Source organism: Parabacteroides sp. CH2-D42-20 (assembly GCF_003670185.1).
Classification (GTDB): domain Bacteria; phylum Bacteroidota; class Bacteroidia; order Bacteroidales; family Tannerellaceae; genus Parabacteroides; species Parabacteroides distasonis.
In genome coordinates this window covers 71,149-91,945 of sequence record NZ_RAYG01000028.1, presented here as the reverse complement: position 1 = coordinate 91,945, position 20,797 = coordinate 71,149, and the positions used below count along the sequence as shown (strand labels likewise).

Annotated in this window: 16 protein-coding genes and 1 pseudogene; 9 read left to right on the top strand and 8 right to left on the bottom strand. The window is 47.0% G+C overall.

Annotation, left to right across the window (positions count from 1 at the left end):
- Nucleotides 1–69 precede the first annotated feature (69 nt).
- Nucleotides 70–780 (top strand): annotated as a pseudogene (locus D7V92_RS16520) (TolB family protein); the annotation flags it as partial.
- Between the two features lie 43 nt (nt 781–823).
- Here D7V92_RS16520 and meaB read toward each other — a convergent pair.
- The 6 genes from meaB to D7V92_RS16490 form a co-directional block, all read right to left on the bottom strand.
- Entirely contained in the window at nt 824–1,921 is a 1,098-nt protein-coding gene (meaB, locus tag D7V92_RS16515; RefSeq protein ID WP_005867941.1) for a methylmalonyl Co-A mutase-associated GTPase MeaB, read from the bottom strand.
- Nucleotides 1,922–1,933: 12 nt separating this feature from the next.
- The gene (locus D7V92_RS16510) at nt 1,934–3,043 is read right to left on the bottom strand and encodes a DUF1573 domain-containing protein (RefSeq protein WP_008772628.1); all 1,110 of its coding nucleotides are present in this window, start codon (nt 3,041–3,043) and stop codon (nt 1,934–1,936) included.
- Between the two features lie 27 nt (nt 3,044–3,070).
- Nucleotides 3,071–3,448: a DUF1573 domain-containing protein gene (locus D7V92_RS16505; protein ID WP_005858893.1), complete on the bottom strand. Its 378-nt coding sequence runs from the start codon at nt 3,446–3,448 to the stop codon at nt 3,071–3,073.
- A gap of 192 nt (nt 3,449–3,640) precedes the next feature.
- Complete coding sequence (locus D7V92_RS16500; protein WP_121773333.1) at nt 3,641–9,322, bottom strand: alpha-2-macroglobulin; 5,682 nt, start codon at nt 9,320–9,322, stop codon at nt 3,641–3,643.
- Nucleotides 9,323–9,409: 87 nt separating this feature from the next.
- A complete protein-coding gene (locus tag D7V92_RS16495) occupies nt 9,410–9,907 on the bottom strand; it encodes a dihydrofolate reductase (RefSeq protein ID WP_005858889.1) in 498 nt (165 codons plus the stop codon).
- Nucleotides 9,908–9,982: 75 nt separating this feature from the next.
- A complete protein-coding gene (locus D7V92_RS16490; RefSeq protein WP_005858887.1) occupies nt 9,983–10,777 on the bottom strand; it encodes a thymidylate synthase in 795 nt (264 codons plus the stop codon).
- 71 nt (nt 10,778–10,848) lie between these two features.
- On the opposite strand from D7V92_RS16490, the gene D7V92_RS22285 reads away from it, so the two are divergent.
- From D7V92_RS22285 to D7V92_RS16480, 3 genes are all read left to right on the top strand, one after another.
- Nucleotides 10,849–11,007: a hypothetical protein gene (locus D7V92_RS22285; protein WP_199718915.1), complete on the top strand. Its 159-nt coding sequence runs from the start codon at nt 10,849–10,851 to the stop codon at nt 11,005–11,007.
- A gap of 141 nt (nt 11,008–11,148) precedes the next feature.
- A complete protein-coding gene (locus D7V92_RS16485; protein WP_121773332.1) occupies nt 11,149–12,297 on the top strand; it encodes an aldose epimerase family protein in 1,149 nt (382 codons plus the stop codon).
- Nucleotides 12,298–12,835: 538 nt separating this feature from the next.
- Entirely contained in the window at nt 12,836–13,204 is a 369-nt protein-coding gene (locus D7V92_RS16480) for a hypothetical protein (RefSeq protein WP_005858880.1), read from the top strand.
- Here the strand turns inward: D7V92_RS16480 and D7V92_RS16475 are convergent.
- Entirely contained in the window at nt 13,196–15,172 is a 1,977-nt protein-coding gene (locus tag D7V92_RS16475) for an OmpA family protein (RefSeq protein WP_005858878.1), read from the bottom strand. The two genes, D7V92_RS16480 and D7V92_RS16475, sit on opposite strands and share 9 nt — an antisense overlap.
- Nucleotides 15,173–15,272: 100 nt before the next feature.
- On the opposite strand from D7V92_RS16475, the gene D7V92_RS16470 reads away from it, so the two are divergent.
- Both D7V92_RS16470 and D7V92_RS16465 read left to right on the top strand, forming a co-directional pair.
- A complete protein-coding gene (locus tag D7V92_RS16470) occupies nt 15,273–15,461 on the top strand; it encodes a hypothetical protein (protein ID WP_005858876.1) in 189 nt (62 codons plus the stop codon).
- Nucleotides 15,449–15,781: a type II toxin-antitoxin system RelE/ParE family toxin gene (locus D7V92_RS16465; RefSeq protein WP_036618244.1), complete on the top strand. Its 333-nt coding sequence runs from the start codon at nt 15,449–15,451 to the stop codon at nt 15,779–15,781. Before D7V92_RS16470 ends, D7V92_RS16465 begins: the two co-directional genes overlap by 13 nt.
- On the opposite strand, the gene D7V92_RS16460 is transcribed toward D7V92_RS16465, so the two are convergent.
- Nucleotides 15,741–16,955 (bottom strand): S-adenosylmethionine:tRNA ribosyltransferase-isomerase, encoded by a 1,215-nt coding sequence (locus D7V92_RS16460; RefSeq protein ID WP_036618246.1) that lies wholly within the window; start codon nt 16,953–16,955, stop codon nt 15,741–15,743. The two genes, D7V92_RS16465 and D7V92_RS16460, sit on opposite strands and share 41 nt — an antisense overlap.
- Before the next feature lie 124 nt (nt 16,956–17,079).
- Here D7V92_RS16460 and D7V92_RS16455 point away from each other — a divergent pair, with 124 nt between their 5' ends.
- The 3 genes from D7V92_RS16455 to D7V92_RS16445 are packed head-to-tail and all read left to right on the top strand — an operon-like array spanning nt 17,080 to nt 20,781.
- On the top strand, nt 17,080–18,162 hold the full coding sequence (locus D7V92_RS16455) for a DUF2027 domain-containing protein (RefSeq protein ID WP_121773331.1): 1,083 nt from the start codon (nt 17,080–17,082) through the stop codon (nt 18,160–18,162).
- Entirely contained in the window at nt 18,152–18,625 is a 474-nt protein-coding gene (locus D7V92_RS16450; protein WP_005858868.1) for a CYTH domain-containing protein, read from the top strand. Before D7V92_RS16455 ends, D7V92_RS16450 begins: the two co-directional genes overlap by 11 nt.
- On the top strand, nt 18,622–20,781 hold the full coding sequence (locus D7V92_RS16445; RefSeq protein ID WP_121773330.1) for a S46 family peptidase: 2,160 nt from the start codon (nt 18,622–18,624) through the stop codon (nt 20,779–20,781). The genes D7V92_RS16450 and D7V92_RS16445 overlap by 4 nt, the downstream gene beginning before the upstream one ends.
- Nucleotides 20,782–20,797 lie beyond the last annotated feature (16 nt).

The following is a 20,797-nucleotide window of genomic DNA, read 5'->3' as shown; positions in this document are numbered from 1 at the left end:
AACACAACTGGTCATGAAGCCTTTTTAATTAGCTTTTTCAACTGATTTTATTTAGCTTTTTCATTTGGCGTCGACAACTCGGCCTCGGATGTGGTCGTCTATGATACGCAAAAGCATGAGATCGTGACTTCTCCGCTGTTGTCTTCAGAGGGAGCGTTCGAGACTTTCCCTACATTTTCCCCGGATGGAAATACGCTCTATTTCTGTTCGGCTAAAGCCCGTACGATGCCCAAGGAATACGATCAAGTGAGATACGATCTATGCTCAGTCTCGTTCGATCCCGCTACACGCCGTTTCGGGACGGTAGTCGATACTTTATATAAGGCATCGGAGATCGATAAAAGCGTTTCTTTTCCCCGGGTTTCCCCGGATGGAAAGTATTTGCTCTATACCTTGTCCGGTTATGGAAATTTCTCTATTTGGCATAAGGATGCTGATTTGTACATGATTGATTTATCGACTCTGCAAAGTTATCCATTGGAGGCGGCGAATAGCGACGATGTGGAAAGCTATCATTCATGGAGTAGCGATAGCCGTTGGATCGTGTTTAGCAGCCGGCGGATGGATGGTTTGTATACAAGACCGTTTATCGCTTATATCGATGAGAAAGGACAGGCTTGCAAACCTTTCCTGTTACCCCAGAAGGATACGGATTTTTATTTTCGCTTTATGAAATCCTACAATATACCTGAATTCATCACAGGAGAGGTAAAGAGACAAGGACGCACCTTGGCCGTGAAAGCGAAAGAAGATAAAGGAATTGATGTAAGGTTCAAGTGAAAAAGAGTGTCGCATGATCCGATCGTGCGACATTCTTATACTTTTATTTCGTAGCGATATGATCCAAGAATAGATCAATCATTCGTTTGGCTGCCACGAACGAGCTGATCTCGTTGTTCAAGACTTGCTTCTCTGTTTGTTCCAGCATGCCTTCTACCGCCGGGTTATGATAGAACTTATCCCGCAACGTGTCGTTGATGCTTTCGTACATCCAATATTTAGCTTGCTCGTTACGTTTATAGTTGAAGTAGCCATTCTTTTTGGTGAACTCCATATACTCTCCGACCATATCCCATATTTCCTTGATACCTATGTTGTAATAACCGGAATAAGTCAATACTTTCGGGAACCAACCTGATTCCGAAGGTGGGAAAAGATGCAAGGCGTTCCGGAATTGAGCGGCGGCAAGATTCGCCTTATCGATATTGTCTCCATCCGCCTTATTGATAATAATACCGTCCGCCATTTCCATGATACCTCGTTTGATACCCTGCAACTCATCTCCGGTACCGGCCAATTGAATCAACAGGAAGAAGTCCACCATCGAATGTACGGCCGTCTCGCTTTGTCCGACACCCACGGTCTCTACGAATACGGTATCGAAACCGGCGGCCTCGCATAATACGATCGTCTCACGGGTCTTACGGGCGACCCCCCCTAAGGAGCCTGCGGATGGTGAAGGACGGATAAAGGCGTTTTTCTCTCTCGACAAGGCCTCCATACGAGTCTTATCTCCTAGGATACTACCTTTCGAGCGTTCGCTACTCGGGTCGATCGCTAGTACGGCAAGCTTACGCCCTTGGTTGATCAAGTGCATACCGAAAGAGTCGATAGAGGTACTCTTTCCCGCTCCGGGAACACCCGTAATACCGATACGAACCGATTTCCCGGCGAAAGGCAAACATTTCTCGATAATCTCCTGCGCCACCTGTTGGTGCTCATGCTTAGAGCTTTCCACCAAGGTAACCGCTTGACTGAGTATCGTGATATTCCCTTTTAAGATACCTTCCACGAATTCGGAAGGCGTATATACCTTGCGTTGGGCACGCTTTTTTATATAAGGATTTACGGTAGGGACATCCGCAATGCCCTTATTCACTTTCAATCCCTTGTACTGATCATCGTTTTCTGGATGTTCCATATTAATAATTCATTATTTATATGCGGTGACCTTGATCAAGCGAATAGGCCCGTTCGGGTCGTTGCATACGACATTAATAAGTGCTTCAAGTTTTGTCTTTATCTCTTTCGGTCGCAAGGTTACTTTGAAAGTAGCGGTCGCTCCCGGTTTAAGTTCTTTCTTGCCGCCGGACAAATCGACACGCTCATCATCACAAGTGACGCTGTAGATCGTGAGCGGAGTCTTTCCGGCATTCGTAATCTCAAATGTACCCGATACCTTACCACCGATCAACGGAACGATGTTTTTCTTGTTCGGTAGCTTGCCGAATTCCAGTAAAGTGCCGGATAATTCCGCTATTGGGGCTTGGGCTTTATCCGCAGCGGATAGTTTGCTGAAATTATCGATCACGTTGGCGGAGATCTGGATCTCTCCGGATACTTCCTTCTTTCCGGCGCTCTGTACCATGATCGGCAAAAGCGTAGAGACTCGTCCTTTCCGCTTCAGGACCTTGGCATCCATAAGGATCGTAATGGCACCGACCTCGTCCGGTTGAAGGGTAGCCGGGTTCACCTGTACGTTAAGGTAGTGAGGTACTTTACCCAGATGAATCGTAGCCGAGGTCTTTCCCTCGTTCTTAATGTTGATCTTCTCGCCCAACGTTTCCTCCGGACGGATACTGCTGAATAGAACAGTCTTCGTATGCAGCTTCAGATCACCGATAGAATAAGGATACGTAAAGACCGGCTGCGAAGGTTTCGGGGTGACATTTCCCTTAATGGCTAGGCTGTAACTCCCTTTCTTCCCATTGCTGAATATCGATACGGTTTTATAAAACGGGCCGGGGCGTCCTTTCGGATTATACGTTATCTTAACTTCACCGGTCTTACCGGGAGCGATCGGCGACTTGGTCCATTCCGGCCGTGTACAACCGCATGACGCGGTAACACGGGTGATGACCAAAGGAGCGTCTCCCGTATTCTTTATCGTGAAAGTATGACTGGCAAATCCATCGGCCTCGGCTATTGTCCCGAAATTATAAGTCAACTCGTCCGACAAGATTTGGGCGCCTTGTTGTGCCCAAGCTGTCGTTATAGATATAATTGCTGTAAGAGCAAGGATCAACCTTTTTATATTCAGCATTCCAATTGGGGGTTTTTTACGTATTTCTTATTCAACCTCTCCCCGGATGTTCATGATGAAGCTTCCGGTTTTCCCGTTACTGTATACGGAAATGGTCTTCGTGAAAGGGCCCGGACGTCCTGCCGGATCGAAAGTAACCTTGATCTGGGCTTTCTTACCCGGAGCTACCGGTTCTTTCGGCCATTCCGGGGTCGTACATCCGCAAGACGCAATTACACGTGTAATGACCAGAGGCATATCGCCTGTATTGGATACTTCAAACGTATGGGATACTTTTCCGTCTGCTTCCTTGATGGTACCAAAATCGAAACTGGTTGTTTCCGCGGAAATAACTGCTTTCTTCTGAGCCGAAGCCATTCCTGTCGCTAACAGGATCGCCATGAAAATAAAAACTATTTGTTTCATCTTATCGTTTAGTTTTAATTCGAATTACAAAGATAGTCATTTCAATTGAAAGTTGAGAATTGAAAATTGAAAATTAGAGGAAGATAACGCTTCTTGCGATGCCCATTCTTACCTTCTTACGGTGCCCATTCTAACCTCCTTATACTGGGCATTGTAAGGAGGTTAGAACGGGCATTGTAAGAAAAGGCTTGTTTAGGGCATGATCCGCAAGCTTTCTCCGGCGGTGTGCGACACGAATTCCGGGGCGTACATACATTGAATCGTACTGATACCTCCGGCGTATTCGCCGCTACGGGATACGTAGACCGGATATTCCAAGACAAACGTACCTTCCGGCAGACGATTGATGAAGAAATTCTCGGACACGTCTTTCGGGGATCTGTAATACCAGATACCGTCTCTTGATTCCGGGCCGGAAAGTTGATCGGCCGGTTCGAAGCAGCCCGCACGTAGATCTTTCAAGAATACGTAATTCATTTCACGGTCTGTCCGGATCGTTAGCCGAACGATTACCTTGTCTCCGATGCGGAGCGGCTGCTCCGGTGTTACGGGGCGGATTTGGCGGTTGGTACCGTTATTGGTCTCGACGAATAATTTCTTCTCGACACTCAACACCCCTTTTTGTCCTTTTACCTTGTCGATCTCTTGGAAGTATTGCTCGTAAACAGCTCCCCATGCCGGCGTGTTTCCTTCCTTGCGGATCGAGAGCACGGGGTTGGCGGAATTATTAGCCGGCTCGTTCGGAAGTATCGTTTTGAGGTAACCGGTGGCGATTTCCCCTTCCGCGGTACTATAGGTCTTGCCGTCCCATGTTGCTACACAGGTGTTTTGCGTGTTCAGCCAATCGCTACCCGTGAGTAGCAAGGCGTAAATGGCGTTTACCGTGGCGGGTACGGATTCCCAGTTTTGTGTACGTTTCTGGTTTAGCAGCCATTGTTTCATCCGGTTTGTATTCTGGGTATCCGGTGCGATCTCGTTAAAGACGGACATTAATAAGCAATGCGTGTCGATCGGTGAGGTGAAATAATCACTCCCCCTGCGGTTGTTTGCCCAATACATACCTTTCTCCTCGGAGATCGTAGCGGTCTTCTTTAGCCATGTCAGGATCGCTGTCGCCACCTCCTTTTTACCGTTTCGATGCATTAACAAGGCGATTTCTCCCTTGCTGATTAAAGAATATTGATTCCAGTGCTTCTCCGCTTGGTTCGTATAGAAACGGATCGCTTCCCGGGCGTCTCCTAGTTCCGGGATATCCCGGTAGGAACTGCGGACGAATAAGAACTCTACCTGCTCCGGCGAGGGCCATGCGTTTTGCCATTTCTTATCGTATTTCAGCAAGTTCTCATAATCCGTTTGCATACTTTTGTCCAAGAACTTGAGGGCCTTCATTTGCATCTCTTTCTCCGCTTGCCCATATTGGATCGCGTTTAGCTGTACAAGCTGTGACATACCTTTCAGGATAGAAAGCGTGATCGCACGGCTTGCGGGGAAACCTTTGAACCAGCTCCATCCACCCTCTTCGTTCTGTTGTTGGATCAGTTGTTGCAAGGCCGCTTCCCGTAATCCGTCCGCACGGTTTAGGTCGAACAATAAAGACAAGCGTTGTTTTTGCTCTGTCTCGTTATCGGCGGCCAGTACCCAAGGCGTTTCCTCCAAGAGTATGTTCTTCAGCTCTTGGTTCTTTTCCAAGTTTGAATAGAGGGTAGAGGCATTCCCTCCTTGGGCGGTCCATTGGTTGATCACTTTCAGGATGCGGGGATGGGCTTGGGCGATATAGGAAGCCAACGTATTGCTGTAATAAACGGCAAACCAAGATAAGATATTATCATTGTTCGGCTGTGTGATCGTCGGTAATGCCTGTACCGCGTACCAAATCGGATTCCCGGTCATCTCCAGCGTGAGACGGAACGGTGTCGCTCCCTCCGAGTTCCCGGAGATACGGATTTGTTTCTCTCCTTCCTTGAGCAAATAGAACGGGGTACTTTCCGTGATAAACAATTGATTGGAAAGAACCGGTACGATCTGCTGCTCCCCGTCGCTTCCCTTTTCAGAGTCGGCTAGGATACGTACGCCCAGTAGGTTGATCTGTTTGGGGACTGGGATCATCCAGCTTACAGTAGCGATGCTATCCGGTTGCAACTCAAACGGACGTTGTGACTTGCTCAAGCAGATAATCGGTTGGTCTGTAGCGGGATCGAATAGTTCGATGCGTACACGGCCGGATACCGCTTCCTTGGAATTGTTGATGACTTGCGTGCTGATGCTGACCTCATCCCCTTGGCGGACGAAACGAGGCAGATTCGGTAGAACCATCAAGGGTTTGCTGCTAATGACCTCTTTCGTAAGCAGACCGTATTTTAGGTCTTTGGTGTTGGCCAACATCTGTAGTTTCCAAGTCGTATTACTTTCCGGCAGGGTGAAATTTACGAATATGTCTCCTTCCTCGTTCGTTTGTAAGATCGGGTAGAAGAAGGCGGTTTCCGCGAAGTTCCGCCGGGTTTGCTCTGGACTTACCGGCAGGCTGCTCTCTTTGGCGAAAGGATCGGATAGGCTGAACACGGGTTCCCCTTCCGTAGATTCCACACTAGGCTCTTCTAACACGGCGCTGTCTTCCATGATGTTCATGGATTCCGCCACTACTGGGGCTGCCGCGGATTTCAGCATGATACCACCCGTGGCGAAAGCCCGGTTGCTGGAGCCGTATCCTCGTATGACAATCTCATTGAATAGACCGAACCAATTTAAACGGTCATACTGATATTGAGGTACTTTTATATACTTGGCCTCTGTCTGGTCATATTGATAACTACGCTGGAATCCGGCTCCGGTTGAGAAACGGGGAGCTTGTAGCAGGATCGTTCGCCGCGGGGAGAAATACCAATTGAATGGTATGATTTTATCTAGCGAGGCATCATACATGCTGGTCAGTACCTCGGCGGATACGATCGTGGAGTCTGCGTCGGTGATACGAAATTTCCAGCTCTCTTTACTTCCCGGAAGTAAACGATCCCGGAAGGTTATCGGCTTGATGGTCAACTGCCGGTTGGGTAGCTGAAGCTCTATGGGTACTTGGGTAATATATAGTTCACCTTCTTTTACGAACGTAAAGGATACGATGATTCCCTCTCCATATTCCGGCTTGAACGGGATCTTAAACCGATGGTTTGCGTCACTTAGCTTAATCAACTCATGATGGATGCGGTTATTTCCGGCAAACCATTCATAGAGTACGTAGGCGTCCTTGTCGGAGGTGCCGAATACGATCTCCGCTTCCTCTCCGGGTAAACAAGTTGTCTTCTCTTTCAGCAGCCAAGTATGGGTAAATACAGGAGGACGCTTGTCGTTCTTTCCGTATAGGATGAAATCGGACTGGTTTTTACTGGGTCGTCCTTGGCTATCTTTGGCTTCTACTAAAATGCGATAACGTCCGGAGGGCAATGGGTTGAAAATAGCCGGACTGATCTCCTTGCCGCAGGTAAAATTGCCGGAAGCTACTTGCTTGCCTTCTTGATAGGTCTCTCCGCTATTCTTATCGGATCGATTCGCGATCAGTTCTACGATCTTGAAAGTACCGGAGGTGAAAACCATCTCCCCATTGATCGTCCGGGCTTCGACTACGGCTTTTACCGAGTCTTTCTCGATTTGTGGCGGTAGGTTGGTGAATAAGACGATACTGGATTCTCCTACCGAGAAGGTGTAATTCGCCTCTTGGGTCTCTCCCTTGCTATCGGTTACGGTAGCCGATACCTCGTAGGTCTGGTATGCGGAAGCGTATGGATTCGGATCTTCCTCTTTTTGGGGACGGAAAGATACGTGGAATGTCCCATCGCCGGAAAGAGTGGCGCTACCTTCCGCTACCTGTGTCGGAGCGCTCGGACGGAAATACTTCCACAACAGGAAGGGCCTGCGTGTAATACGCCAAGTGACATCGCCGCTGGGCAGTGACACGCCGGAAAATGTAGCCGCCTTGCCTTGTATGGTAACGGAATCGCCGAAAGCGATATCGCCCTTGATCGGGAGGAAGTACGCTTGGAAAGTCGGGCGTTTGTATTCCTCTACATGAATATATACGCTCATCTGTCCGGTACTTAACCGGAAGACGCCGCTTAGGGTCTGTTTGGGGATGGAGAACTCGCCGTTAAAAGAACCGAAGTCATTAGTCGTGAATTTCTTCTGGGCTAGCTCTTTCCCGTTAGCGTCATACAAAGTCACCGTAAAAGTCTGTCCGGCCACGGCATGCGGGTCGTTCGAGTCTTTTACGTAGGCGAGACCTTTGAAGAAAATGGTTTGTCCCGGACGGTAAAGTCCACGGTCCGTAAAGATCGAGACTTCTACCGGGTTCTTTTCCGGTCTGCGGCCGGAACCCATCGGGTAGATATTTGTCAGCATAGCGTTGGTATCTCCCGGTCTGCTGGCTTGGAACGCCAATACTTGACTGTTCGCCGGAAGCGTGGCCAATCCTTCCCGGTCTGTTTTGACGGTACCCAGTTCTTGCAGGTTACGACGCTGACCGCCGTAATAGGTAACGATCGCTCCGTCAACCGGCTTCCCGCTAAGATAGTCGGTAACCATGACCTCTTGTTTATTACCGGAAAGATTACGATAGATTGCGGCCAATCGGGTTACGCTAACCGTATTGATCGTCTTTAGCTGTTGTCCGGGTACGGTTACGACACATTCATACAATCCCGGTTGATCCATAGATATATGTAAGGTCGTATCTTGCTGCGAATAGGTGTTGGGCAGTAGCAAAGAGAATGTCTTCTCGTTTACGAGTTGTCCCAAGGTGCTGCCACTTGATTTTTTTGCGGATGTATGGGCTGCCGCTTGTAAAGGTGTTTTCGAGCTTCGATAGATTTGTACGATGACTTTCTGTACATTCTTATATTCCAGCTTGATCCCCAGTTGCTGTCCCGGATAAACCGTATTGTTTGTAGATGCGGATAAAGTAGGTTGTTCCAATTGTGCCAAGCGATTCTTTAAGATAGCCGTGCGAGGGTAACCGGAATATCGTTTGATACCCTCCTCGCATAGTTTCACCTCTTCCGCTTTGATAGAATCCCATTGGGTAGAGACGTAACGAAACATACTGCCGCTAACCAAATCCAATTTGGCGATTAAGATCTCGGCTGCATAGTTTTGAGAAGCTAAGTTCCTGTAAAGCTCATCCAATGCGTTCATGTAAGCCTCGAAAGACTCTTTATCCCTTTTATCCCCGTAAAGGAATCGTAGGTAATCCAATTCCGTAAGGAGGACCGATTTCATATTCGGCTCCTTATTTTGAAAGGCGATCAAGTCTTTATAGATCTGTACGGTCGGTTGGATGTCCAGTGCCCGGAAGGCAAGGAACTCATAGAGGGTCGGACGCAGGGTTTGCGAGTCCTTTCCGATCTCCAGAATATCCTTGAACTTGCTGACAGGCGTATTTTGCAATAAGGCCGTAGGCCGCAAGGATAAATCGATCTCTTCCTTGATCTTATCCGTGAATAAGTTGGAAGTCCATACCCGGATATCCTCCGGGATATAACCGCTTAATTGGGTTCTTTGGTTGATGGTCCACTGGTTCCGTTGGTAGTAATTCTGATACATCTCCGCCAGCATGGAATGTAATACCGCCACGGAAGCCGAGTCGGCGCAACTGTTGGTGTAATTCTCCACCTCCTTGATCAGTTCCGGGAACTGATCATCGTTTACCTCCATCTGTTCTTTCATTTTAAGGATAAGATTCTTGATCACCATAGGGGTATTCTTATCGTTTATAGCTTGCGTGATAACAGAACTTTTTTGTAGAGGCTGGGCGGCCCGGCTATACATAATAACCGCCGAGATGCCGCAAAGTATCAGGGCAGATAAAATAATTGCTCTTATCTTCATATCTTTTGGGTTTTATAAGTTTAACAATAAACCTTTCCTATATAGATACAAAGAAAGAGCAAAAAGTTGTAAAACGTACGTTAATGTTTATTTTTTGCGCACGTAGGTGATGTAGGTGTAGGGGTAAGGGTTCTTCTCGTCTGCGGGATACTCCTCACGTTCAGTCTCTTCCCAAAGGTCCCAGTTTACGACGGGAAAGAACGAGGTAGCGTCGGGAAACTCATGATGGATGCGGGTTATATACATCTTGTCGGCTATTCTCAAAGCCTGTCTGTAGACCAACGCACCGCCAATGATGAATATCTCGTCCTCTTTCTCACATAAATCCAGAGCGGCCCCCATAGACTCGCAAGCGAAACAATTCACAAAACCAGCTTCGGGCATAGTCGTCAATACGACATTCTTCCGATTGGGCAGTGGCGCTACAGGGAGAGACTCGAATGTCTTACGTCCCATGATTACCGCATGTCCCGTGGTTAATTCCTTGAAACGCTTCATGTCTGAAGGCATGTGACATAATAATTGCTGATTCTTTCCGATCGCGCTTTTATCTGCGATTGCTGCGATGATAGAAATTGTACTCATAGACTTATTGATTTATGATTTGTAATTTATGATTTATGAATTAACTGTCAACTGTCCATCGTCAACTGCCAATTCTCAGACGGCCACTTCTCCCTTGATGTGGGGATGTGGGTCGTATCCGGTCAAATTGAAATCCTCGAACTTAAAATCGAAGATGCTCTTTACGTCCGGGTTGATCTCCATACGGGGCAACGCACGTGGCTCACGTGTCAATTGTAACTTAACTTGCTCCAAATGGTTGCTGTAGATATGGGCGTCTCCCAACGTATGAACAAAATCTCCCGCTTTAAGGCCGGTAGCTTGTGCCATCATTTGTAATAACAAGGCATAGGAGGCAATGTTGAACGGAACGCCAAGGAAAATATCCGCGCTACGTTGATACAATTGTAGGCTCAACCGTCCGTTCGCCACGTAAAACTGGAAGAAAGCGTGGCAAGGAGGCAGGTTCATGTTGTCTAAGTCCGCCACGTTCCATGCGCTTACAATGATTCGTCGTGAATCCGGGTTATGCTTGATCGTCTCCACGGCCTCGGTGATCTGGTCGATAGATCCTCCTTTATAATCCGGCCATGACCGCCATTGGTAACCGTATATATGCCCAAGGCTACCATCTGCGTCGGCCCACTCGTTCCAGATGCGTACGCCATGATCTTGCAGATATTTTACGTTGGTATCTCCATTCAGGAACCATAACAATTCGTAGATGATAGACTTCAGATGCAGCTTCTTGGTAGTGAGTAGCGGGAATCCCTCTTCCAGATTGAACCGCATCTGATGACCGAATACGCTGATCGTTCCCGTACCCGTCCGGTCTTCTTTTCTAACTCCCTCGGTAAGCACTCTATTGAGCAGCTCTAAATATTGTTTCATTACTCACTTATTACAATAGTGTGCAAATGTACAAAAGTGAATCGTATTATACTAGAATAACGGGTCAAAATATGAAATCGGTTGAGGATTCAAACGGTTTCTTCATGTATCCTTGGCGGTTTCTTCGGGAGGTATTAGGGGATTTGTATGAAGGTATAGCTTATTTATCATCTGTTGGACGATCATCTACCAACTGTTGCATGATCATCCACCAATTGGTGGATGATTAAGATGTCAAGAGGAAGAGTGTAGTACTTCGGGAGGAAATCGGTAAGGATTCCCGAGAAAATGCGTAAGGATATTGGACCTCATGTGGATAGAATGCGTATCTTTGCCCGAAGAATAACATTTATTAATTTTAAAGGAAAGAGATGAAAAAACTTTGTTTTGCGGTCATGGCAATGTGTATGTTATTGTCATGCGGAGGTAAGAATGAGAAGGAGGCGGCTACGGAAGAGGCCACTCTTTCTGGTTTGATGAAGTCGGATTTTGTATCTGAGGTAGATGGTAAGCCGACTGCTTTGTATGTGTTGAAGAATAAGAAAGGTGCTGAGGCTTGCGTAACGAATTGGGGCGGACGCTTGGTTTCCGTGATGGTGCCTGATAAGAACGGTAAGATGACGGACGTGGTGCTGGGTTACGATAATATCGCGCAATACGTGGCGAACCCAGACATGAATTATGGTGCCTTGATCGGACGCTATGGCAACCGCATCGCGAATGGTAAGTTTACGTTGGACGGAACGGAGTATCAACTTCCGCAGAATAATAACGGCCATTGCTTGCATGGAGGTCCGAAGGGATATCATGCGGTAGTTTGGGACGCGAAACAGATCGATGACCAGACTTTGCAGCTGACTTATCTATCGAAGGACGGTGAGGCAGGTTTCCCCGGTAATCTGGATATCAAGGTGATCTATAAGTTGACGGATGATAACGCCGTTGATATTAAGTACGAGGCGACTACCGATAAGGCTACTGTAGTGAACCTGACTAATCATAGTTATTTCAACCTTTCCGGTGTTCCCGGCTCGCAAATCACGGATCATACGATCATGATCGACGCGGATACGTATAATCCGGTGGATGAGACGTTGATCCCGACCGGTATCGAACCGGTAGAGGGCACTCCGATGGATCTTCGCAAATCGGTAGTAGTGGGTACGGATATCGACAACGAGTTCGCTCAATTGGTTTACGGTGGTGGCTACGATCATAACTGGATATTGAACGCCGCCGGCGATATCAATAAGGTAGCCGCTAAGGTAGTAGCTCCGACAAGCGGTATCGTTATGGAAGTTTACACCAACGAGCCGGGTCTTCAATTCTATGCCGGCAACTCAATGACGAAAGCGGGTGATAAAGGCAAGTTAGGTGTGGTTTACCCACATCGTGGCGCTCTATGTCTGGAGACTCAACATTACCCGGATAGCCCGAACCAGCCGACATTCCCGAGCGTAGTGCTTCGTCCGGGCGAGAAATATACGAGTGAGTGTATTTATAAGTTCTCGGTAGAGTAAATAAGGAAGAAAGTTCCGGATTTGGAAATATCTACATAATGGTGAGGCGTATATACATAAATAGGATGTATATGCGCCTCTCTTTTTTACTCACGGAAGCATCTTGTTTATAGTGGAAGAATTTATCGCTAGAGAGTATACGCTATCTTTTCCCAATAGATTTTAAAAGAGAAAAATAAATCCATATGATGTATGAGAAAAAGCGTTATATTTGTATCGATAAAGTAAACTCTTGTGGAAATTCAAGGGTTTATGAATCAAAGTGTGATTACGATAAGCGTTTAAGATATTATCTTTGGAACTGAAAATCGCCAAGTTTCAAGTCGGACAGAGATAATAGGCAACTAAACGCTCACGCTTGTTATATATACTGCCTAATAGTATACGTAATAAGGCGTGGGCTGTTGTTTATTATTTGTCCGATGGGTGTTTGGCGATGCCTCAGTTTCGAATAGTAGATTAACAGTTCCCACGCTTCTTTTTTGTAGCATATAGAAATACCGAACAAGGTGAACGGTCCGGTTTGAGGGAAACGTATATGGAGGTAATTAAAAAGCAACGTTTGGCTGTCTGTCGTATATTATTGGATGTAGTGGAAGGTGCGTGTGAGGTCCGTGATCCGGATCTGATCATGCGGACTCGTCATTATCCGGCACTTCAAAGGGAGATGTGTTTTGCGGATCGGGATTGGGAAGAAGCGAGAGATTTGAGTGTACTTGCCTGCTTGGTACTATCCAAGGAATTGCATTATAAGGTTAAGATGATGATCGGTTTGGTAGCTCATGACTTGTATTCAAGGGAGTCCTCGGTCTCTTATCAGCAACGCCTGTCCTTCGATGTGCTGATGAGTGCGATCGATTGGCCAGTCTCTTTTAAGGAGATCACGCTCTTTGCTCCCTCAAAATAAGTTATAGTTTGTACGTAAGACCTTGAATTCCGTTCTGCGGTTGATCTGGTCGGCGATCTCTTGCTGTTCCGGCGGCAGGGCAAGGATGAATTCCTCGGTAAGCACATCGCCTTCTTTCAAGAAATCGAATTGTTTAGCCATCTTCTTGTTGATCGTCTTGGGAACGCTTTCTCCATATCCTTTCGCTTCCAGACGAGCCGCCTCGATACCTCCCGCTATTAGGTAATCCACGACCGATTGCGCACGGCGTTGAGCCAAACGCTCGTTATACTGGTCCGTACCTTTCCGGTCCGTGTGGGCACCCAGTTCGATCGTTACGTTCGGGTTATCGTTCAGCATCTTGATCATCTCGTCCAAAGCTTTCTTGGATTCCGGACGAAGGGTCGCTTTATCGAAATCGTAGAAAATGTTATCGATAACAACCGGCTTGCTGATCGGAGAGAGGAAGAAATCCACGATATACGTCTCGTTTTTCTCCTCGGGGCCGGTATGCAACTCGTAATTCTGGTTGAGGTAACCACGGGCGCTGGCCATCATGACATAACGGATGTCCCGTTCCAACTCGACACGATAGGTACCGTCTTTCTTGACCGGGACTTTCACGTTCAGTCCGTCTTTTCCGACGATGCGTACGGTAGCGTCCTCGATCGGATATTCATCGACATCGTTTACGATTCCTTCGATGAAGATGGTGATCGTAGGCCGTTCAAAGGAATATATATGGTCATAGCCCCGTGCGTCGTTGCGGTTGGAGCAGAAGAAGCCCCGTTCCTCTTTTCCGGCGAAGGTGATACCGAAATCGTCTGCCATAGAGTTGATGGGAGCGCCTAGGTTCTCGACCTTCCACTTCCCTGTACTGTCTTGCGTGGCCTTGAACAGATCGAGACCACCCATTCCCGGATGTCCGTTGGACGCGAAATAAAGGGTGACGGAATCCCGGACATACGGGAACATCTCGTCTCCCGGGGTGTTGATCTCTTCTCCTAGGTTCTCCATCGGGCCGAAATCGTTTCCCGCTACCCGGGCACGGAAAATATCCTTGCCACCGAAACCGCCCACGGCGTCGGATACGAAATACAAGTATTTGCCGTCCGGCGAGATGGAAGGATGGCCGAGGGCGGTAACCGAGTCTTTTACGATCGTCGCACGGGTTCCTTTTCCCCATTTGGCGCTGCTTCGGGTAGATATGTAAATCTCGGCGGTACGAGGGCCTTCCGGATCTTGGGCGCAATAGGTATAATACATCGTGTTTCCATCGGGGGAGAAAGAGGGGGTTCCTTCGTCGTATTCCGTATTCACCTCGTCTTCAAGCTCTACGGGAGCTAGCCAAGCCCCTTTCTCGTCTTGCTTGACAAGGAAGAGGTTATTGTTATTTTGCCCGGTGATGGCGCTAACTTTTGCGTCTTTGTCTTTCGAGCGGGAAGAAGCGAAGTATAGTTGGTCGTATTTATCTCCGGCCAGCATCGGACTGAATTCTCCCCGGCGGGAATTGAATTTATCCATGCGTCTTACCTCGTAGCGGGTAGGGTTCTTTTTCCATCCGGGAGCTAACTCGCATCCTTGTATGCCGTTGATGGCTAATAAATTGCTAGGATCGTTCTCCATATAGATATCGTAGTTCTTGATCGCTTCCGGATAACGTCCGGTCTTCTGTAACATCTGTCCCATGCGTAGGTAGACGGTGCTATCGGGGTAATCATAGCGGATGGCGTTCATATAGGCGCTAGTCGCTTTCCCCGTATTATTGATCAACCGGTTACATTCGGCCATACGGTAAGCGATATAGCCGCGCAAATCCCTTTTCTTCGGGGATGTTTTCGTGTAAACCTTACGATAAATGGCGGCTGCCTCATAGTATTCTCCGATACGCTGCTTCTCCTCGGCATCGCTCAACTTCGCCGATTTGCAGGAATACAAGGAAGATACGATAAGCAAAAATAAAACATATATAGTAAAATGTGCTTTCATTCAATCTAGAATATATTCATGCAAATATAACGAATTGTATGGGATCTTATTGTATGTTGAAAGAAAACAGTTACCTTTGTAGAAAACGAAACCTATTCAGATGAATCTATTAAGTAAGTCAAAAGTTGCTATGGCTATGGAAGGATTACCGGAGCATTTTTCTATGGACCAGCTTGTCGATAAGATGTCTTTTGTCGATAAGGTCTGTATTGGAATAAAAGAATCAGAAGAAGGAAAAGTGTTAACCAAATTGGAATGCCGGAATAAACTAGCGAAATGGTTGAAGTAAAATGGACTGATTTCGCGATCCAAAACCTTAATGAAATTGGAGATTATATTGAGAAGAAGAGTTATACCTCGTATGCCTCCCGAATTGTAAGTGGATTGTTTGCGGCGGTAGATGTTTTAGAACGTTTTCCTTTGGCCGGGCGTATGGTTCCGGAGTTTCAAGATACGACTATAAGAGAGCTTATCCGGATGAATCATTATCGGATTGTTTACAGAGTGGTTAATGAGAGCCGAATAGATATTTTAACTGTTCACCATTCGGCTCGTATTTTACATGCATCTATATTAACAAGGAGCTATCCCCATAACTCAGGAACCTGAAATCGTGCTCTAAGGCATACTCATAGATGGATTTCCAGTTTCCTTTTACGAAAGCGGAGATCAGCAAGAGCAAGGTGCTTTTGGGCTGGTGGAAGTTGGTGACGATTCCTTTTACGATCTTGAACTCATAGCCCGGGGCGATGATGATTTGCGTAGCCGTTACCAGCGTATCCGCATCATGCTTATCCAGATAATCGAGGATGTTTTGAAGGGATCGCTCCGCTGTCAGCCGGTTGTTATTGGTGTCGTAAGGCATCCATTGTTTTACGACGAGATCTTCGGAAGTCGCTTCCGGGTTATTATCTAGGATCACGCCCATGTAATAGAGACTTTCCAAGGTCCGTACGGAAGTCGTTCCTACGGCGATGATATTTCCAAGGTTGCTTTTGATACGTTCGATGGAACTGCGGCGGACGGAGATAAATTCCGTGTGCATCTCGTGCCCTTCGATCGTGTCGCTTTTTACCGGTTTAAAGGTACCCGCTCCGACATGCAAGGTGACTTCTTCCCGCCCGATGCCCCGAGCATCTATATCGGCAAGTACTTCCGGAGTGAAATGAAGTCCGGCGGTCGGTGCGGCGACGGAGCCTTTTATCTTAGAATAAACTGTTTGATAGGTTTGTAGGTCGCTCTTCTCTGTTTCTCTGTGTAAATAAGGAGGAATTGGCAAGACCCCGGCGGCATCCAAGATATCGGCGAATGTATAAGTCTCGTTATCCCATGTGAATTCGATCAAATGTGTGTCACCATGAGACTTTTTCTTATCCGCTGTCAGCACGACCGGTTGATCCTTAATGAAGATCGTTTTGGATAAAGTGCCTTCTTTCCATTTCTTAAGGTTGCCAACCAAGCAAGTCCAGCTACAGCGTCGGGTCTCTTGAAAAATCAAGGCGTAATCATGAGGCTCGATGGGCTCCAAACAAAAAATCTCGATGCGTGCGCCGGTCTCTTTCTGGAAAAGTAGGCGGGCTTGTATGACCCGGGTATTATTGAATACCATCAAGGTGTTTTGGGGAAGATAATCCGTGATATGCTTAAAGATACTTTCGCTTATTTCCCCGTTACGGTAGAGTAAAAGTTTGGACTCATCCCTTTTAGGCAATGGGAACTTCGCGATTCGTTCGTCCGGTAACGAATAGTTATAATCTTCGATACGTATTTCTTGTGTCTTCATTACTTCTTCTGTCCTGTTAAAAAACATCCGTTTGTACGGATTCCGGGTGCAAAAGTAGTAAATAGGTTTCGGATTCGCGGATTATTCCCTAATTTTGTGCGCATAATATAATAAGGTATAGAATATGAGTATTCAAATAGGTGATAAAGTTCGCTTCCTGAATAGTGTGGGAGGTGGAGTCGTACGTGGATTCCGTGGAAAGGACCAAGTGTTGGTTGAGGATGAGGATGGGTTTGAGGTTCCTGCCTTGATCAAGGAATGTGTCGTGGTTGGGGGTAATGATATGCAAGTGCATAGCTCGAACCGTCCGAAAGTACAGGCTCCGGTAGAGACTCCTTCCCCAAAGAAGCCTGAACCCAAAGAGGAAAAGGTCGAGGAGACACCGGAGGGAGAGCGTCTGAATGTGTATCTGGCTTATCTCCCGGTCGATCCGAAGGCGTTCCAGCAATGCGGCTATGAGACGTATTTCGTGAATGATAGTAATTACTATTTGTTCTTCAATTATATGAACCGGACGAATAATAGCTGGACGAGCCGTTATAACGGGATTATCGAGCCGAATACGAAAATATTCCTAGAGGAGTTCGGTAAGCCGGAGTTGAATGATCTGGAAAGGATCTGCGTGCAACTGATCGCTTTCAAGAAGGATAAACCCTATTCGTTGAAAAACGCCGTATCGGTAGAGTTGCGCTTGGATACGGTTAAGTTCTACAAGCTTCACTGCTTTATGGAGAATGATTTCTTTGAGGAGGATGCCTTGATTTATCCGATTATCCGCGATGACTTGCCCGAGAGAGAACTATTGGTCTCTGCGGCGGAGTTGAAGGAAGCTATGCAGCAAAAGGTTCGTGAGGAACGTAGGGTTCCCCGGCAAATCGTGAAAAAGAAGCCGACGAATAGCGCTATCCTTGAGATCGATTTGCATATAACCGAATTGTTGGATAATACGAATGGATTGAGCAATGCGGATATGCTGACGTACCAGTTGGGGAAATTCCGTGAGGTGATGGATCAGTACGCTCTTAATAACGGACAGAAGATTGTCTTTATCCATGGAAAAGGCGATGGTGTACTGCGTAAGGCGATCGAGAAGGATTTGAAGACCCATTATAAGCAACATTATTTTCAAGACGCTTCTTTCCGCGAATATGGCTTTGGTGCGACGATGGTAACGATTAAGGCTGATACCTCGAAACATGGCCATTGAGATAGAACGGAAATTCTTGGTCTCCGGTGATTTTTTACCGGAGGCTGTTAGCTCCACCCGTATCGTGCAGGGATATATTTGCTCACAGCCCGGACGTACGGTTCGTATTCGTATCCGGGGAGAGGAGGGATTCCTAACGATCAAAGGCGCTTCGGATGAGAAAGGCTTGAGCCGTTATGAGTTCGAACAAAAGATTCCTCTGGTGGATGCCGAGCGGTTGTTGGAACTTTGCGAGCCGGGTGCGATCGACAAGGTTCGTTATCTGGTTCCCAGAGGCAGCCATACGTGGGAAGTCGATGTTTTCCACGGAGCGAATGAAGGGTTGATCCTTGCGGAGATCGAGTTATCGTCTGAGGACGAGCCTTTTGAGAAACCGGCTTGGCTTGGTAAGGAGGTAAGTGGAGATCGCCGTTATTATAATTCAATGTTGACAAAACATCCTTTTAATAGTTCAAATACATGAAGAAACTCTTTTTATCTGTAGCGGCCGCTATATTGGCGTTTCCGGTCTTGGCCGATGAGGGCATGTGGCTGCTCCCTTTATTGAAGCAACAAAAGTTTGCGGAGATGCAGGCCCTTGGTCTGCGATTAAGCGATCAGGAAGTGTATAGCGCCGAGGCTCCTTCCTTGAAAGACGCCGTGGTTCGTTTTGGCGGTGGTTGTACGGGCGAGATGATCTCTCCGGACGGGTTGGTGCTGACGAATCATCATTGTGGTTATAGTAGCATCCAACGGCATAGTACCTTGGAACATGATTATCTGACGGACGGCTTTTGGGCGATGTCTCGTGATAAGGAGCTTCCGAATCCGGGATTGACGGTTACCTTTATCGATAAGATCGACGACGTGACGGATTATGTGAGGACGGAACTGAAAAAGATCACGGATCCGAACAGCATGGAATTCTTGTCCGCTAAGTACTTGAATGGCCTCGCTAAAGCGAAAGTAGGTGAGAAGTTCTTACAGGATAACCCCGGTACGGAAGTCGAGATCAAGGCTTTTTATGGAGGTAATAAGTACTATATGTTTACCAAGAAGATCTATTCGGATGTCCGTTTAGTCGGTGCTCCCCCTTCCTCTATCGGTAAGTTCGGGGCGGATACGGATAACTGGATGTGGCCTCGCCATACCGGAGACTTCTCTCTTTTCCGTGTGTATGCCGACGCGAACGGAAATCCGGCACCTTATTCGGAAACCAATGTCCCGCTTCGTCCGAAACGTTGGCTAAAGCTTTCTTTAAAAGGTGTGGAGGAGAACGATTATGCCATGATCATGGGGTTCCCCGGCCGTACCAATAAATACTATACCTCATGGGAGGTAGCTGAACGTCGGGATATAGATAATGCGGTACGTATTAATATCCGTAATCTCCGTCAAGAGGCGATGCTGGAAGAAATGTTGAAAGATCCGCAAGTCCGGATTCAATACGCTAGTAAGTATGCAGGTTCTACGAACGCTTATAAGAATGCGATCGGTAGTAACTGGGCGATCAACAAACGTAATTTTGAGCAGGTGAAAAACGATGAGCAGGATCGTTTGATCGCTTGGTCGAAGAAGATGTGTGAGCCTGCTTATCCGGAAGCGCTTCTGACATTGGAGCAGATCGTTAATGATCGTAAGGATTTGCGTTTCCGTAGTTGGATGTTGGATGAGGCATTGAACCGTGGCATCGAGTTCTCCAAAGTTCCGACCGATATCGAGACTGTTTGTGAGGCTTTGGAGGGGAAAGATCGTTCCGAGCAGCAAAAACAGGTCACTCAATTGGAGAGGGCTTTCCACCGTTTCGCTGATAAGGATTATGCGCCGATGGTTGATAAGAAGATAGCGAAAGTCATGTTAAAGGAATATAGGCGTTTGGTCGCTCCGAAGTCGCAGCCCGCTTATTTATCCGTAATCGATAGCAAGTTTAAGGGGGATGTGGATAAATTCGTAGATTATCTGTTTGATAAATCGATCTATGGTAGCGAGAAGAACTTTAATGCGTTCAAGGAGCATCCGTCTGTCAAAACTTTGAGAGAAGATCCTATGATTCTGTTTGCGCAATCCGTAAAGGATGAGAAAAAGGCGTTAGATAAGGCTTTGGCTGATTTTGATGCCGGATATGCGATCGCCCATCGTGCGTATGTGAAAGGACTTTTAGCGATGTATGGAGACTTGGCTAGTTTTCCGGACGCGAACTCTACGCTTCGTCTGACTTATGGGCAGGTGAAAGGTTACAGTCCTCGTGATTGCGATTATTATGGTCATCAAACCACTTTAGACGGCGTCATGGAGAAGGAGGATTCTACGAATTGGGAATTTGTGGTTTCTGCTCGTTTGAAGGAATTATATCAAGCAGGAGACTTTGGCCCTTATAAGATGCCTAACGGTAAAATGCCGGTTGCCTTCTGTGCTACGACCCATACAACGGGAGGGAACTCCGGTAGTCCGGTATTGAATGGACAAGGAGAGTTAATCGGTATCAATTTCGACCGTAACTGGGAAGGAGTAGGAGGGGATATCCAATATCTGCCCGATTATCAACGCAGTATTATCGTAGATATCCGTTATGTCCTATTCGTAATCGATAAATATGCCGGAGCCGGTTATTTATTGAACGAGATGGAATTCTCAAGATAGAGAAGTAAGTTAACTT